Below are 17,168 nucleotides of genomic sequence, written 5' to 3'. Positions count from 1 at the left end.
TAAAGATATTGAAATTAAATTGTGGGAATTGGTTTTAACAACCATAAAAGGATTACACTAATTCAAAATGCAGGAAAATGTTTGTTAAATTTATAACCTAAAAATAACCTTTCGATTACTATATGTATGTATCCCAACTTGAAATATTAAACTACAGAAACTTTAAAAATTTTACTGTACAACTAAAACCAGTTACACAAATCATTGGCGAAAATAATATCGGTAAATCCAACCTTTTGGATTCATTAGGTTTAATATTCAGCCAAGAAGTATCTTTCTTCAAAAGACGTATGTTAGACATTTCAGACTTTAATTACGAGACTATTCTGGAACTTAAAAAAGCAATCCTTGATACTTCTATTGAACCAAAGAATATTTCATATCCTAAAATTGTAATAAAAGCTACACTTAAAGACTGGGATTTAAAACAAGAGGCTGTAATAACAGACTGGATGAGTAATTCTGATTTTACAGAGGCCACACTTACTTATACGTTCGCACCAATATCATCTTTTGATAAAATTGAAGAAATAACCCTACAAAGGCAATTTCTTCAGGATTACGAAAAAGAAATAGGACCTGAAGAATTTAAAAAAATACCCCAAAGCGAAATACTAATTCTAATAAATTTTCCAATTTCAAAATACCATTATCGCATACACGGTGGTAACCAAAATGAAAGCTTGGCAAACGCCTACCATCTAAACCAACTAAAATTTGAGCTACTTGATGCATTGAGGGATGCAAAATCCGAACTTTCGGCGAGTAGAAATAATGGGCTGTTGTTTAGAGTTTTAAATGCAAATGAGGAAACCGATTATCAAGATTTGAAAAAGCGGTTAGTGGGTCTTCAAAGAGCTATCGAACAAAATGTGGCTATTTCAGGTATAAAAAATCGCATTTCTGAACAACTTGATAAAATTTCATTAAGTACGGAAACGTCCAATAACGTTGTTGACCTAATATTCTCTCTTCCAAATGTTTCAGACTTGCTTAGAAAATTGAGCTTAATTTACAATGATAATCCTATAAAAATTGAACGTAATGGAACTGGGCGAAATAACCTTTTGTTCATTTCGTTGATACTATCATTTATAGAAGACCCAGAGCGTGCACAGTCCACTTTTTTTAGAATCGTGGGACTTGAAGAACCAGAGGCACATCTTCACGCAAATCTTCAAAATCACTTAGCCTCAAATCTTGAAGGGCTCATAAAAAAAGAGGATGGTACTTATAGAAAGGATATACAACTGATCCTAACTTCACATTCCAACCATATTACAACCAAAATAGATTTCGATAACACCGTTGTCCTTCATTACAAAAATGGCAATGTTCAAGCTCATTATATATTAGATGGTTTTGGAACTACAGCTGAAGAGAAAAGACAGGTAAACTACCTCAAAAAATACCTTGATAGTGAAAATGTCAATTTATTTTATTCAAGACGATTGGCATTGGTAGAAGGAATTTCTGAGAAACTTCTCTTTCCTTTATTCTATAAAATCCAGACTGGCGAAACAATTGACCAATCTGCAACTGCCGTAGTAAATGTCAATGGGCTTGCATTTAAGAATTTTCTTCAAATAATTGTGAATGGTTTTCATACTAAATGCTTAGTTCTTACGGATAGCGATATTGGGACTCAATCTGAAAATAGAGCACAAGAACTTAAAAATAAATATGATGGCGTAAACGAAATAGATATCCAAATTTCTCAGTTATCTACATTTGAAAAGGATTTAATAAACTGCAATAAATCTGGAAGTGGTAAGACTATTTTGTGCAAAGTGATTCCAATAGTACGACCGAATGCAGGAAAAAAATATGTAGAAGAATTAGGCACAAATGATATTGATATCGAAGAATATTTTGCATTGATTGAAGATTATAAAAGTGAGTTTGCCTTACAACTTTCTTTGTCGTTGACTGAAGACCAAAGCGGTTTTTCAATCCCAAAATATATAGAGGACGGAATTAAATTCTTAGACCCTTTAATGTAAAAAATATGGTAAATGTGGGTAAACCAAAACTTGTAATTGCTGGACCTGGTGCTGGAAAAACCCACGGTATGGTTGATGAAATTATCCAAGCTCTAAAATTATTGGAACGACATCGCTATATGATAGTTGTTACCTATACCAATTCGGCTACAAAAAATATAAAGAAACGGCTCGGTAAGAAAATAGCCATACCACCTAATTTATTTATCGGGACCATACATTCTTTCTTGAATAAATTTATTGTTATACCGTATTCAAGTTTACATAATGATGATGTCAATGGTGAAAAATTATTTATTCAATGTGGAACGGATGATGTTCTAAAAAGAATGTTTGATAATAGTGGCGAGACACCTGACTACAAAGCCAAAAATTATATAAAAAGTAGATTGACAACTTCTCTTCATAAAAACGGCTACATTACTTACGACCAAACGCTCAGCTTAGCTGAAAAAGCTATAACGAACAAAAGAATAAAAGAGATGTTGTCTAACAGAATTCAGTTTTTATATGTCGATGAATTTCAAGATACTGGAAATAAGATGTTTTCTATTATAGAGTCTCTTAGAAAGGAAAAAAAGACAATAATATATTGCGTAGGCGACCCAGAACAATACATTCAAAGCTTTGATTCTTCCATTAAAAACTTCCAAAATATCCCGATTCTCAAAGCTTCACGAATGAATCAATATGAGACCGAGCTAAATAAAACGAATAGACGCTCTGTAAAGACGATTGTAACTTTTTTAAACAACTTTAGCAAACGAGTTTACCAGGACAATACATTTGAGCAACATTGCCATAACGAGATACCTGGCACACCTGTAAAGTTTATAAATGCAACCCAAAATATTACATCGATGCTACCTGAATTTTTTGCCCGATGTGAAAAAGAAAATATTCCGCATAAAGAACGCGGCATAATTGCCAAAAAAAATGACGTAGTTAAAAAAGCTATTGCTGCTTTAAATGGGAATGTTCTTGCCCCTGATAAGTCTGCAAAGATCTCAGCCGTTTCTGAAATAAAAGACACACTACTATCATCGTTGGGAACTAATCAAAGTGCGTTTTGTGAAGCTCACGGATTAACACCATTTGATTTAAGAATAATGGCTGTTCAAATCATACGTGCTATTCGCTCAGAAATGATAACTAATGAAAATTCTTTCGCCATTTTTGTTAAAGATACATTTGGCTATATTATAAAAAATGATATTCCTTTCAAATTAGAAAACCTGCGTCAAATCATCGTTTCTAATACCAATGCAGAAGCCATAATGGTTTCAAATATTCATAGGTTTAAAGGACTTGAATTAGATGCCATCCTTGCAGTAGCAAAAAATGAAGCCGAGCTCAATCTATGGTTGGAAACGAGTACAGATTTCAGAGATGCACATTCTGACAGGGGAACAAGTGATTATCCCAGGTTAGGTTATGTTGCTTTTAGCAGAGCAAGAAAAGTATTATGCATTGCTTGTTTAGAGTCCATTTCAGATAATACAAAACAAAAGTTAAATAATTTGGGTGTTGAAATCGATACACCAACCCTACAGTTTCCCAGCTTAATTTAAGCTATCAATAGCGTTTACTTAATTCTGGAATATCGACCGCACTTCAGCATAAACCCGCTCAAAATTAGCGTTCATATCAGCACTTGAATATTGCTTGGTTCCTTCTGGTAGTTGCCTGTTGATTTTAGATAGTTTGAACTGTACTTTCTTATCCTTCCCATCTGCATAGGTGATAAATTCGCCCTGCTTTAATCTAAAAAATATATCAGCCCTAATCTTTGGGGTTTCCTTTTCGCCCGTGGTAATACGGGTATCAAAATCAAGGTTATGCCCTCGACTAATACTTTTTGTAGGATTCTTGATGATTTCAAAAAAGCGTTCGTAATATTTTGCGGTGTCTGGGTCATTGACCTTACCAAAAAACTGATAGGATAGATTGCTCAGAATAGCTTTGCTCGCCTTATCGCCATACATCATATCGTTCTGGATCTTGTCCTGCATCACATAGATAGTGGCAATATCATAACTCCGAAGCGTGGCCGGAATCCGGTGCATATTCAATAACCGTATGGTTGGCGCTTCTTCCATCAGCAAAAAAGACGGCTTGCTGTTTCGCACGCTCATTTGTTTGGTTATGGTGTGAATAATGGTGGCAATAACAGGCGAATATGATGTTTCAAATTTCGGGTTGTTGACTATTGAAATGACCGCTGGATTTTGCTCATTGTTTATATTGAGCGGCACTTCATCCGCGGACAACGCCATAAAAATCCGTTGTGTACTAATGCGTTTCAGCGCATTGGCCAGGGTACTTTTTACACCAGCCGTTTGTCTATCCGAATCCTTTCCACTTATAAAAGCATCTGCCATTGCCCTTGATGTGGTATTGGTTTCCAAGAACTGGATAAGGCTGTCCGTGTCCAGATATTGGTAGATGGCAATTAAATGTGGAAGTGTGCATAATTGTGGATAGGTGGTTTTCAGTTTCCAAATCAACCCACCAATCAAACCTTCAGCTGCATCGTTAAAGAACTTTGTTGTTCCTGTTGTTCCGCTTTCTCTTTGCTCTAAAAGGTTTTCGATTAACACTCTCGACACCTCGTTTACGCTTTCCTCGTTCTCTAAATAGCGTGGCGCGATAGGATTTACCCTGTGAATGATTTTATCAAAGGAAATGACCTTAAACGGGATATCGCTATCCTTGAAAAGTGGATATGCCATTTCGGTCAGTTCAAAATCCTTATAGTCGTGGATAATTCCGCAAAAGCTATCTTTCCGGAAGTGTTTCAGAAATCCATACACAACGCTTTCGGTCTTACCACTTCCAGCGGAACCGATGATGGATGCACCACGTTTGATGTTATCCAGTTTGAAATTGCCCTTAGTGGTGGTAAAGCTGACCTGATATTTGCTATCGCCATTTGTCGGCTTGTCAGTTTTATGCAGGAACACATACATTCCTATGTTAATTAATATGAGAGGGCAACCCAGATAGAGAGAAATCAGAATCAGTCGGTTTTCCTCGTTCAAATAAAATACCATCGCACCAAGCACAAGAAAATTAATGATGAATGCATACCGACTTATCCGAAAAACTGCATAGAAAATACAACTGGCCAGACCAATAATTGAAAGTATCGTTATGAGATTATCCACCTGCATACACATTAAATTCCAATGGAACTTGATTTGATTGCTATTTCAGCACCACGTCTCAACCGTTTAAGAACCCGAAGTGCAACCTGTGTTTGACTAACTGGAATATTTGGCACTATCGGCAATCCGGTTTTTGCTATCATTTTAAAAGCCAAGGCTTTTTCGTTAGCTGGAAGTTTTATCAAGGCGGCGAAATAGAGATTGGGATTTTTAACAAAATCCTTTCGGGCTTTGTAGGTCTCGGCAAAGTTTCGCTTATAGCCAAAAGTCTTATCAAATGTTTTTTCTGCTCTTTCAAAAAACTTGTCTCGGTTAAAACCCCGTTTTACGGTTTCCCCATTCAACTTCACATCGGATGCTTTGTATTTGCTTCCTGGCGATAAACTGAATCTGTTGGACGCATCCTTACGGCTAACGACAATATGGATGTGGCTCTGGTTTCCATCTTTTCGCATTCCCTGGACTATCCGTTTTCCGTTTTGTTGGTGGGGCGCTTGTTTTTCCAATTTTGCTATTTCCTTTTTCATCTTTTTAATATTCCCCTCAGCTCGTCCTTCCTGAACGTTTCGGATTTCCGTTTTGAGCTGAAGAATTTTCGTGGCATACGGTTGGTTCTCTTTTACCTGAAAATCTGTCCCTTTAAATGTGCGTTGATGCTCTATTTTTGCGTAGTACTTTATATCATCGATGTTAACCGGTCGCCCTTTGATTTCCCTATTGAATGAAGCCACATAATCTTTCATCAGTTCTCTGGTGTATCGTTTTAAATCTTCGCTGCTGTTCTGAAGTTTTTGCAATTCATATTTTGAAGGACTAATAGTAATTGAATAGAATCTTGGTTCGTGTTTTTCCAATTTTGCGGTATTCCCATCGATTTCCCTAATGACTGCCTCAGCAGAAATCTCATCGCCGTATTGATTGAAAAAATGTTCCATATCCTGTTGTTCCAGACCTTGATTTTCTTTCTCTAAATAGCCAACAAAATCTGCCGAACTTTTGGAAAAATTACCGCCCATTTTTTGAGGTGTTATTGTGATATACATAGCTGAAAAAATTATAGTTCGTTCTTAATGTTACGCCTTTCGCGGAAGCGTACTTCTTTCTTTTCTTCGGCATATTTCTTTTCAACTATCAATGGCTTTTTGTTAGGTTCTTCCATCACAAAAAGGGATTGCAACATTGCGACCGTAGGTTTGGTTTGGGTTTTTTCTACATCACGCATTATGGCGATGACCGCATTGATTCTTTTGAGTAATTTAGCCTCGATAGTACGTCCTGTTGGTCCCAATTTTTCCTTTGGGGAAATCTCATTATATAGGAAAAAATCAAGGATGTTTTCCATCGCTTCGGTGTGTGTTTTAAAGTGCATCTTTGAAAATTCCTGAAACCGCTTGGCAGTTTTTCTTTTGAACCTGATAGTGATGAATGAATCCATTTCCTTTCGCTTTTTTAAAGATTTGACGTAAATCCATCCCTGTTTACTGGTGTTCCAAGACCATTTGACGCAAATTGTTGGAAATTTTAAATCCTTTTTGTTTTTAACTAATTAAAAATCAATGGATTAAAACGAAAATGGAATATGTAACGCGGCGCAGCCCGTTACCCTCTTGCTATTCCTTTTCGTCACGCTTGCGCGTGACAAAAATCCATACAATCCGGCTAAAAAGCCGATTGCCATTTTCAGGGAAAATGATTTTCCGATATGTTATTTATTCGATGTGTAAGGGTATCGGCGAAAGTCGAAAAGTGGATAACCTTACTTTAATTTGAATGCTGAATTTCAGCCAAATAAAAATAGTAATTTTTTTTGATGTAGATGTAATTGCATACAAAAACACCTCTAAAATTTTAGAGGTGCTTGCTTCATTTTTGCCGAAAACTATATATTGAAAACGTAGGTATAGGAATATAAATTTCTAAGTGCTTCTTCCTCTATCAACGTTTCAAAACAGCCATAATTTTCTTTTACGTATTTGCGAATGCTATCCCCAAATTTTCGCTTCACATCTTCTTTGGACGTTTCCAAAAGTCGGTTTTGAGCTTCCTCGCTCAAGTCTGTAAAATTGAGATATACCATAGCGATAGATTTTAATATTCACTTGGTGACATCAGCGTATCATTTACAAAAAACAACCGCAGTTCATCGAGTGGAAAATCGGTGGCACGATAGCCGTGTTTTTCCAAAATGTTATCGTTTCCATCGCTGTAAATTATTTCGGCTTCGTAACCCGAATAATCCTGTTTTTCTTCGGGCAACCTTTTAAAGTCGATGGTTATAAATTCGCTTCGGTTCATCAGACTTTTTGCAATTACGGAAGCATCCGTAATAAGCCAAAAACATTCGGCAACCTCGGAAAGATATTTCAATCCATCGGTAAATCGTGTTTTCAATAGCGGGATTTGATAGAACATTTCTGTTCCATTAAAATATTGCAACCGCTCTTTGATTTCGTTAACTTGTGCTTTCATTGTTATCTTAATTTTAATTAATGGATAATGAAAAAGAGGGTGCATCTTTCGACGGAAACACCCTCTTTAATTTTGAAGATTACTTGTCGCTTTTGCTTCCAAGTAAAAGGATTTCATCTGCTACCACGTCGGTAACATAGCGTTGGTTTCCATCGTCCGTGGTATAGGTTCGGGTCTTTAGTTTTCCCGTGATTCCTACTTCTTTGCCTTTTTCGACATATTTCTCAACGATTTCAGCAGTCTTGCCCCAAGCCACTACGGTATGCCAGTTGGTGTCCGTTTGCTTTTCGCCTTTGCTGTCTTTGTAATACTCGTTCGTAGCGAGTGAGAAGCGGGCTACTTTCTTTCCGCTTTCAAGGTTCGTAATGGTTGGCTCTTGTCCAACGTTTCCAATCAACTGTACGTGATTTCTAATAGAACTCATAACTAAATGGTTTTAAATGCCCTTTAAAGGCTTGATTAATATTTCCCTTTTCAATTCAGATTAAATTTTAAGGGGTGTTTGTTCTTTTCTTTCGTGCATCGCACAATGGATAGAGTGGGTTTTGTCAAGACTTTTAGGGAATAAATCAGGTGTGTTTGCGACGTAGTAATCCCGCCGTTTTGTGGGATTCAAGGAAGTAGATTCCTTATTTTTCACTAAAACTTTGTACAGTCTTGACAAGTTCCATAAGGGCATTAGCAATTCTTTTAAATCCGGTTACGATTTGAGCGTACCGACAGTTAAGCGAAATGAGTGGCTGGGTTTAATTTAGAATTGGTTATGTCGTTCCTGTTTTTCGACGCCCCGAAAAACAACAAAGGCTTTATCCATTATAAACCCCTTAAAATGTGTAAGACAGCGGTTTGGTTTTTAAGGATTTTCGAGTGACGGCTCAAGAAGACCGCACCGAAAATCCTGTTAATAAAATCGAAGTGATGGCTTTCCGATGAAAAAGCGGACTCTATTCACAATTTTGGCTCGGGAATGTAGTGTTCCTTTCCAGCATAGCGGAAAGGGTTAACGGAATGGAAAGCTGAAATTAGGGATTGTGTCCAAGACCTTTGTAGTGAAGCTCTTTTCCCGAAATGAAGAGTAACGGAATGAAGGGGAATGTGCTGAGTGGGATTGGAAGTAAATGCTTACCATATAGCCATCCAGTTTAAGGTACTGGACAAACCTTTATTTAATTTATGCCATAGCATAGACTTCATCAAACAGCTTTTTATCCAACCGTTCTTGTTGGCCGAAACTTTTCTTCAAAACATTATGAAGTACAGAATTGAATGCATTATAGCCCAGCCAAAGATTCGGTTCTTCATTGAGCAACAAGGCTTCGTGGTTCAATATCTCAATGACTTCACGAGACTTTTTTGAAGGGTCGCTGTTCTTGTCGCTACACTCGTATCTAAAAAGTTTTGTTTTATCGAGAACTGCTTTCACAAACTCTTGTGTGTCGATGATTTTAAATTCCTTCATTTTATCGAATTTCTTGGTAATGGTGTAGAACTCATTATCCAGAAACTTATCGAACAGATTGTTCAACCTCGGCATAATGAGGTCGGTATTGTTCCTGCTGTGCTTGATGGAAAACTCAATTTCTGCTTGTGAAACGTGCAGACCGTTTGAGCACACTTCTCTATAAAACCCAAAATGGCCAGAGGTCTTTTCACTACCATCATAAGAGTTTTTGAACCGAAGCATCGGAAGTATCAAATCCTTATCGTTTTTGACCGTAAATTGGCTTTTATCGTCGATGATGAAGTCTGTGATGAACGACCTATCGTTTTTATTGATGGTGCGCTTGTGGAAGTTCAGTTGTGCATCGGTCAACATTTCTTCAGCTTTCCTGAAGAACAATTGATTCGGAATGTGCCCGTAACTGTTCGATACCACGTTAACGATTTTTCCATTTGAGATGATGGCATTTTCAAGCCCTCGTCGGGATTCCATCTGGGTCAGACTTTTCAAGGATTTCATTTCATTGGAAACGAAAATTTCATCTTGTTGCAAATTTTGTAAATACATAACTTTTGAATTTTAGGTTAAACGTTTTGTGATAGCACAGCGTAATACTCTGGATACTTTTCTCTGTAATAGGCCAAATGGCTTTCTGCACCTTCAATCGTGTATTTTTTTTTGTTGGATTGATAATGTGCCTCAGCTTCTTGTAGCGAAATTTTGGGCTTGTTGGATACTCCTTCATAATGATATATTTTGATTAAACAATATTTGAGCAGTACCCAAACGGAAGCTAAAATCACAGCTCAAAAGGAAACGGAATAAATGAGGAATGGAATGCGCGCAACGGCTTTATGCCGTAGTCTTTTGATGGGTGTATTTTACGAGTTTACCTTTGCGCTAACTATTGATTGATAACCACTTCCTCGTAAATACATTTTTAGGTACTATCATAAAAAAGAAGAAGGGCCAGCACAAATGCCGACCCTTCTTCAAAACAACAAAAGCTAATCGTTGAGTTCCTGAATTTTCTTTTCAAGAATTGTGATGCGCTCTTTCAAACGTGCTTCACGCTTGTCTCGTTTTTCGGCATATTCCTTCTCAATGCCTGCAATTTTGGATTTGTAATATCCCTGCATCGCATTGTAGAATGAAATATTCGTCAGATTGTTGACGTGGTTGCTTTCACCAAAATGGACTTGTCTCGTAAGTATGTAGCGAATCAATTTGTGGAAAATTTCCTTTTTGAAATTCTTCTTGAAATGTTCAACAACTTCAACATCTGTCATCTTCGAAGTACCCGCTAAAAACTTGGAAAAGTGCTTTTGCCGACCTACATAATCGACGTTGTTTTCAAATAGCGAAATTGAAAAGGCAACCATTTCATCTACCGAAAGTGTTTTTTTGGTATCGATATAGTCTGTCTCACGAATCATCTGGACAACTTCTTCAAACTGCTTGTTGTTCTCGATGTGCTTCTTGCGGATTTCCCTTTCGTTGATTTTCACGATTTGTTCTTCGGGTGTACAATCTGCCATTTTTCTGTTGGCCAATGGTGCAGAATATTCCGTGGATTTATCTTTTGACTTTTCAATGACCTTGACAAACACTTTTTTGTTTTGGTAGGTCTCAGGATGGAAAACGATGCCATTTACAAATCCATTGTCAGTTGCTGAATTGTAATTTTTTAATTCTTCTTCGTAGTTCTCAATGGCTTCCTTAAGCTCAGCTTTTAATTCATCTTCTGAATAATCGTAATGTTGATATTCTATTTTGATGGCCTCAATTGTTGGCTCAATTGGATTTTCGATGATTTCAACATCATCCAGTAAATAGACTTTCAAACCATTCTTTTCCAACTGTGAAATAATGAGCTGATTGTTTTCGTCATCTGCCCAGTACTGTCGTATTTCAGGAATCAAGAGAATATTCTCTTTCTTCGATTTCTCAATCAAGTTCAAGAACGACTTGCTTTTCTTTGTTTCAAAGCAAGTTGCTTTGGTACAGACCATTTTACCGTCGCCAAACAGATTACCTTGATTGGCCGCATTGAACGGACATTCTACACAAGATCCAGCCTTCGGCACCAACTTCTTATCAGTTACATCAAAAGATGCCTTTTCCAAGTCAAAGGTCTGGTCTTTAATCATCCTATTGATTTGATGTGCATTAAAATCTTCGCCCATCGTTTCCAACATCATCTGTTGTTCCTCTGGTTCAAAAAGTGCAACACCAACACCCAAAGAAATAGTCATTTCGCCATTGCGGACAAATTGTTTAAAACCTTCAATCAAACCTGCCAGTTTTAGGCGTTGTCTGATAAAGTTATTCGTTCTACCCAATCGCTTTGCAATTTCGGTAGGTACATATCTCTCGCTCAGGTAAGCAATCGCCTCAGCTTCTTCGGTAGGCTCGACATCCTGTCTTTGCAGATTTTCGATGATTTGAACTTCCAGAACATCATTGTTCTCATAAGTTCTTACGATACAGGGCACAGTCTTCTTACCTGCCAATTTACTTGCACGATACCTTCTTTCGCCCATCACGATGACGTAGTGGCCATTTAGTTGCCTAACCGTAATTGGTTGCAACACACCGTGCTTTTCGATACTCTCAGAAAGCTGCTTTAACGCATCCTCGTTAAATGTCTTTCTCGGCTGTTCTGGGTCAGGCTTGATGTTGCCGATGGACAGATTCTGAATTTGATGTACGGATGATTTCTTTCCATTTACTTCTTTCTTAGCAGTAGATTTTGCTCTATTGCGCTTCTTTGTTGTACTCACTTTTGTTGTCATAATACTCAAATTTTTGATTAAACAATATTTGAGCAGAAACCAAACGGAAGATAAAATCTTGGCTCAAAAGGAAACGGAATAAATGAGTAGTGGCAGAAGCGATGGCTTTATGCCGTAGTCTTTTGATGGAAGTATTTTACGAGTTTAACTTTCGGGAATATTGTATGATTATAAACTATCTTTACTACATAAATTTCACTCAACATTAATTTTGAGGTTGTTTGTATTAATTTTATCAACAATTTTTCCTTTTGCACCTCATTTACACCTCAAGCCTTTTAAACTACTGTAAACAAAGGAAAGTTAGATATTGTATCGGAAAATAGTTGCACTTTTATATAAATTACCTAAAGCCTATAAACTCCCCCTTATCTTTGCAAGATTAACGCATTAGACAATATTCAAGCCTTAGGGAACTCAGGTGCTGTTGAACAGCATTCAACCTATCCTGATGGTCAGAAATGCACTAAATCAACCGAAGATTTTGCTTTAGATAAAAATTCATATACATCTCATAGTCTCCTACCGCTTTCTATGTATTCTCTTTAATGGGGCGCTTTTAAAGTCTTAAAGAACACTATTAGCGCGTATCAACAAGCATCCTTACCACAAGCGTATTGTGGTAAGCTCGTTTCTTTCTCTTATGTCCATTTCTTGTTTATTGTGAGTAAGTTCTAAGATCTTGACGCGTAGGTCACTGATAAACTTTGGCGAAAGGCTTACTGCCGGCACATCTTCAGCTTGTAATTGCATGCTATTATTCGATCTAGACTTTACCTCTTGCAAATACGCGGTTGTAAAAGCGCCATTACTCAAATCTCTAGCTTCAAAAGCTACATCCTGACCTGAAGATGCAGCTAATACCGTCACTCCATTAACCGTATTCAAATTATCAAATAACGTGGTTACCACATCGCTTACTTTAATAGGGTTTTTCGTTTTCCCTATCTTCTTGGCAATACGACCACGCTCACCATCTTTTCCCTTGGTCTGAGTAATCTCATAAGCATCCATATCCAGCGTATTTCCTGAGTGACAGGTATCCATCAATAAAAGCATTTTGGTAGACTGCGTTTCCCCTAAAGAAGCAATGATAGCGTCAAAAGAAACCCCATAATCTTTTACCTTATTAAAATCCATATCATGTGGTGCATAATAGTAGTTCAATTCTTGATCCAATACTCCATGACCTGCGAAAAATACGATCACTTGGTCTTGGGGCCCCACTTTAGATTTTAAGCTTTGGAGCGCTTGCTTTATTGCCTTTTTTGTGGCCTGTTCGTTCAATAAATACGTAACTCTTGTTTTTTTGAAAGAAGCTGGCTTCCCCGCTTTCGCGTAAACATCTTCTTTATTCAATAAAAGCACTTGATCTTTATTAGCTAAACTTTTCCTTTGTCTAAGTTCAAATAACTCACCAGCGTCGACAACAGCATCCAACACATTATTCATGTCGATCAAGAGCCTCTTTTGCTTTAGAAGTTGAAAATCAAAATCATATTTTTCCCAAATCAGTCGCCTTTGATCCTTCTCATAAGAATCGTTAGATCGGGAGATCGTACCTTCTTTTACATTGATGTAGTATTTATCTAATGTTGCCGTTGAAATTTCTTTACTGGCAGAAATTAAGCTAAAGGATTTATTCTCTAAACGATAGAGATAAAGTCCTTCAAAAAAATCCTTATATAAAAAATGAGAGCCATCTGATGAGACCTTTAATAAGGTGAGTCCTTGGTCATTTTCTATCGCGCTGTTGATCGTTTGTTTATTCTTACCATCATATATCGTAATGGTCACATTGGTCTTTAAGCCATCATAGTTAGGCTCGTAAAAGAACCACCTCTCGTCGCTAAGCGGGTAGAGATTCGTACTGTTATATTGCAGGTCAACATCAAAACTAAAATCGATTGGTTTGAAAGAATTATTTATCAAATCATACCGGTTCCATTTACCGTTACTCAAAAAATAGAATGCATCGCCATCAACAGTTCTAATAAAATTATCTTTCCCGGAGAATAATGGTGCAATCTTCTCCTTAGGCGGTAAGTGCATAGTAGAAACCTTAGCATTTTTAAAATCATATAATAGAAAGCGCTCTTCAATGGCGTCATAGGTATACCAGTAACGGCCACCTGCCCCTAGATACTCTAAATATGGACGGGATTCTCTAAACCTGTTAATGACTTCCATTTGAAGATCACCATTAACATTATGAATACTCAAGGGTTCTGCATAAAATTTGTCATAATAGGCTTGAATATCCTCTTTAGGGATATCCCCATAAAACCTCGCTATATCAAGAGCGTCCTTATCTGCAAAGGTCAGGTTATTATTAGCTTGCCGGTACTGCGACACACCCACTGCCAAAACATGAAGCGTAGGCTCCAATGTAGGACCCTCGTAATTTATTGTAGCTCTTAGTATTCGATTATTGGTTTTCTGGTCTAGTATCTCTATATAATTAAGTGTATCTACTACTTCAAAATCAAGGTTGATTTGCTCTCCGGCTACGTGCCATTGCTCACTGTTCAACTTCACTCCGTTGTGTTTAAAAATTAATTCTTCGGGAGTTCCATTGAAGTCAAAACTTATCGTATTTTCAAGTTTTGTTGTTGTTAAACTGGCACTACCATTAAGTTGAATAGCGTTGATATCAACATCAACGGAAGCCTGTTGAGTTGCTATGGCCCTTGCTCTTAGTTCTTCTGCTTTTCCGATTGCTGCGAGGTATTCTTGATCAATTTCGCCCAGCACTTTGAGTACCTCGTCAGGCTTTAGATAATCGCTGATCTTGCCATTGGCCTCTTGATCAAGAGTCAACAAATCACTTGCCTCAAAATTGGCGAAATAATATCCCGAATCACTTACCAGCATTTGGCGTTCATCATTCTCGAGAATCCACTGTGCTTTCCTAACGTAGTTCGTAGTATCGTATATATCAATATTCCCTTTTGCATGGCTCACGAAACACAGACTGGCATCTTTATTAAAAGAGAGTTCAACCGTGGGATTAGCCTGATCTATTGGGATTAACCGATCGTCAATAAAAATTCCGAGGTTATCGACGGCTATGGCAAGCTTGCTGTTCTGAAAAGTAAAAGCATCGATCTCAAAACATTCATTTCTTTGAGACTTTACATCTTGATGTTCATCTACGTCATAGAACACCGTATACTTCACGCATTGGTCAAATCTAAAAGGGGGTTGTACTGCTAGAGCAAAAGACGTCGTATCCACAGAAAGAAGCTTATACTGATGTTTTTCAATCAGCTGCTCTTTATAGATACTTTGCATTGACTGCACACTGCGTATCTCAAATAAGAAATTTTGATCAATAGTAGCAAGAAGCTCCCCGTTTTCACTCAATGCCGCTTTTTGAAACAAGCCTTCCATAGGAACGCATCTCTTCTCGGTACATACCTCCAAAGTTCTTAAACTAGGATATTCAGTAATTGAAAAAGGTTGGTCTACAACAATAGCCAGTTTTTTTATACTACTATAATCAACTATGCTCTTCCTCTTATTTAAAACCGGTGACAGGTAAGAGAACGTATCCTTATCTAAATTATAGTCAATAAGTCTAAGTTGGTCCTTATATTCCCCTAAAAATGCTATACTATTATGATGAAACTCTTGTTGGCCTTTATCAAAATACCTGTCATAAAGATCAATACCTTGATTGAGTTTGAGCCAGTCTCCAAATTTTAATCGCTTATATTTATTTTGAAAGGTAGACGCCTTGTAATATCTAATATTAGTTTCAAAATTTGAAAGGTATTCTTGCAGAATGTAATCCCCATTGGATAGAAAAAAAGCACGGTTATCACCATATGCCAAAGACCTACCCGTTGCAAGAGATTGGTTGGTAAGCGTATTAAATTCAATACTTGTATGAGGCTCATCACGCCCCGGATCAGAGGTGATAAAGCCTCTAATCAAATTTGGTTTGGCTATGTAAAGGTAACTTAAGGGTTTCTCTATTTTTAATTCTGAAAGGGTATAATAGTCCTTAATGCGACGGCCATACACTAGGGGAGTCTCCAAGGTATTTGTGTCTGAGAACACAACCCATTGATCCCCATCAGCTGATAGTTCTAAGCGTAAATCAGTGGTAAAAAATGATGTCTCTAAAACTGTATTTTTTACAAAACCATCTATTTGGTATCTAAAAATGCTCAGAGACTTTAAATTTTGATCGTATTGAAAAAGTAAAAATGACTCCTGACTTTCAAAAAGCACCCTATACGTTGTGCCACTTTCTTTAAGTTCTTCCTTATGTAAAACCTCACCATTAAATCTTTGAACCACCAATTCGTTCTTATAATCAAACCCGATATTCTGCGTGAATGCATATATAGAATCCTTGGGTGCAAACGAAATGTCTCGTACTGTTTTACTCGTTTTTATAGGATCTAATTGAATAAAAGGGTCTTTTTGAAAAAGAACCATCCCATTTTGACTATCAGCGTCGACTACCGCAGCAATATAATTTTCATTACTTTTTCCATTTAAAGTTCCTTTAAAAGCAAATCTTGATACTATCTTTTTAGTATCAAGATCATAAGAATATACAGAATCAACCGGTTGGTTAGGCGTTATAGAAAACTTTTTAATAACGGTCAATTGCTTGTCATTTAGCTTTAGTAATTGAGCTATGGGATAATTATCTGCTTCTTTAAAGGTTGATAAGTATTTACCCGACTGCTGATCATGTACTATAATTTTACCTGAGGTATCTGCAGAATACACCTCATCTCTCTGCTCCAAAACCACTACATCACTTACAGGAGCATAGTGAACATCCTTTAGTATTACGCCGGGCTGATGTTCTTTAACTTGTGAGAAACAGGCAGTGCCTATTAAGAACATGAATAAATGAATCAAGGTCTTCATGATTTTAATGTTCAAGTACATTTTCAATTGTCTTCTCATTATTATTATCTGATAAATACTCGCCAAAGGAATAGATATTTTGACCTCCTGCAATTTTTAATTGGTAGTCTTAGTAAGAGTGTTCAGACTATCCTCCGAAACATAAATATACGTCGTATATCTATCATTAAATGACTCTGCTATACTCTGTTATAATTTACATTCAAGATATTAAACTTTTCTTGAGCATTTTCCAAAGAGAAGAACCCGTTTGAAAGAAAGACTCCTTTACCCCTCAAAAATTCAGCACTTTACTGTGTGTTAACAAAATGTGAAATTCCAGCCTAAAAAAAGCTGTTTTCATACACTCTTCATACACCATCCTAGGCTTTGCCTGGGGGATGCCTGGGCGTTGGGTGGC

The 17,168-nt window shown here is 37.1% G+C and carries 11 protein-coding genes; 2 read left to right on the top strand and 9 right to left on the bottom strand.

The window, feature by feature from the left end:
- Window positions 1–122: 122 nt before the first annotated feature.
- Both MED217_RS05460 and MED217_RS05455 read left to right on the top strand, forming a co-directional pair.
- Window positions 123–2,003, top strand: coding sequence for an ATP-dependent nuclease (locus MED217_RS05460; protein ID WP_009779484.1), 1,881 nt, complete (start codon window positions 123–125; stop codon window positions 2,001–2,003).
- Between the two features lie 5 nt (window positions 2,004–2,008).
- Window positions 2,009–3,574: a UvrD-helicase domain-containing protein gene (locus MED217_RS05455; RefSeq protein WP_009779483.1), complete on the top strand. Its 1,566-nt coding sequence runs from the start codon at window positions 2,009–2,011 to the stop codon at window positions 3,572–3,574.
- Window positions 3,575–3,592: 18 nt separating this feature from the next.
- Here the strand turns inward: MED217_RS05455 and MED217_RS05450 are convergent, their stop codons facing one another.
- The 9 genes from MED217_RS05450 to MED217_RS05405 form a co-directional block, all read right to left on the bottom strand.
- On the bottom strand, window positions 3,593–5,176 hold the full coding sequence (locus MED217_RS05450) for a type IV secretory system conjugative DNA transfer family protein (protein WP_040533272.1): 1,584 nt from the start codon (window positions 5,174–5,176) through the stop codon (window positions 3,593–3,595).
- 5 nt (window positions 5,177–5,181) lie between these two features.
- On the bottom strand, window positions 5,182–6,213 hold the full coding sequence (gene mobB, locus MED217_RS05445) for a MobB family relaxase (protein ID WP_013071237.1): 1,032 nt from the start codon (window positions 6,211–6,213) through the stop codon (window positions 5,182–5,184).
- 11 nt (window positions 6,214–6,224) lie between these two features.
- Window positions 6,225–6,605: a BfmA/BtgA family mobilization protein gene (locus MED217_RS05440; protein WP_187288269.1), complete on the bottom strand. Its 381-nt coding sequence runs from the start codon at window positions 6,603–6,605 to the stop codon at window positions 6,225–6,227.
- 444 nt (window positions 6,606–7,049) lie between these two features.
- Window positions 7,050–7,247, bottom strand: a complete 198-nt coding sequence (locus tag MED217_RS05435) for a hypothetical protein (RefSeq protein ID WP_009779478.1) — start codon at window positions 7,245–7,247, stop codon at window positions 7,050–7,052.
- An 11-nt stretch (window positions 7,248–7,258) separates the two neighbouring features.
- A complete protein-coding gene (locus MED217_RS05430) occupies window positions 7,259–7,639 on the bottom strand; it encodes a DUF6876 family protein (RefSeq protein WP_009779477.1) in 381 nt (126 codons plus the stop codon).
- A 79-nt stretch (window positions 7,640–7,718) separates the two neighbouring features.
- Entirely contained in the window at window positions 7,719–8,063 is a 345-nt protein-coding gene (locus MED217_RS05425; protein ID WP_009779476.1) for a single-stranded DNA-binding protein, read from the bottom strand.
- A 747-nt stretch (window positions 8,064–8,810) separates the two neighbouring features.
- Window positions 8,811–9,647, bottom strand: coding sequence for a DUF932 domain-containing protein (locus MED217_RS05420; RefSeq protein ID WP_009779475.1), 837 nt, complete (start codon window positions 9,645–9,647; stop codon window positions 8,811–8,813).
- A 440-nt stretch (window positions 9,648–10,087) separates the two neighbouring features.
- On the bottom strand, window positions 10,088–11,875 hold the full coding sequence (locus MED217_RS05410; protein WP_009779473.1) for a ParB/RepB/Spo0J family partition protein: 1,788 nt from the start codon (window positions 11,873–11,875) through the stop codon (window positions 10,088–10,090).
- A 603-nt stretch (window positions 11,876–12,478) separates the two neighbouring features.
- Complete coding sequence (locus MED217_RS05405; protein WP_195891555.1) at window positions 12,479–16,768, bottom strand: caspase family protein; 4,290 nt, start codon at window positions 16,766–16,768, stop codon at window positions 12,479–12,481.
- Window positions 16,769–17,168: the final 400 nt, after the last annotated feature.

The organism is Leeuwenhoekiella blandensis MED217 (assembly GCF_000152985.1).
Lineage (GTDB): Bacteria > Bacteroidota > Bacteroidia > Flavobacteriales > Flavobacteriaceae > Leeuwenhoekiella > Leeuwenhoekiella blandensis.
Note: the sequence above shows the minus strand (reverse complement) of the source record. Positions and strands in the feature narration are given on the sequence as shown.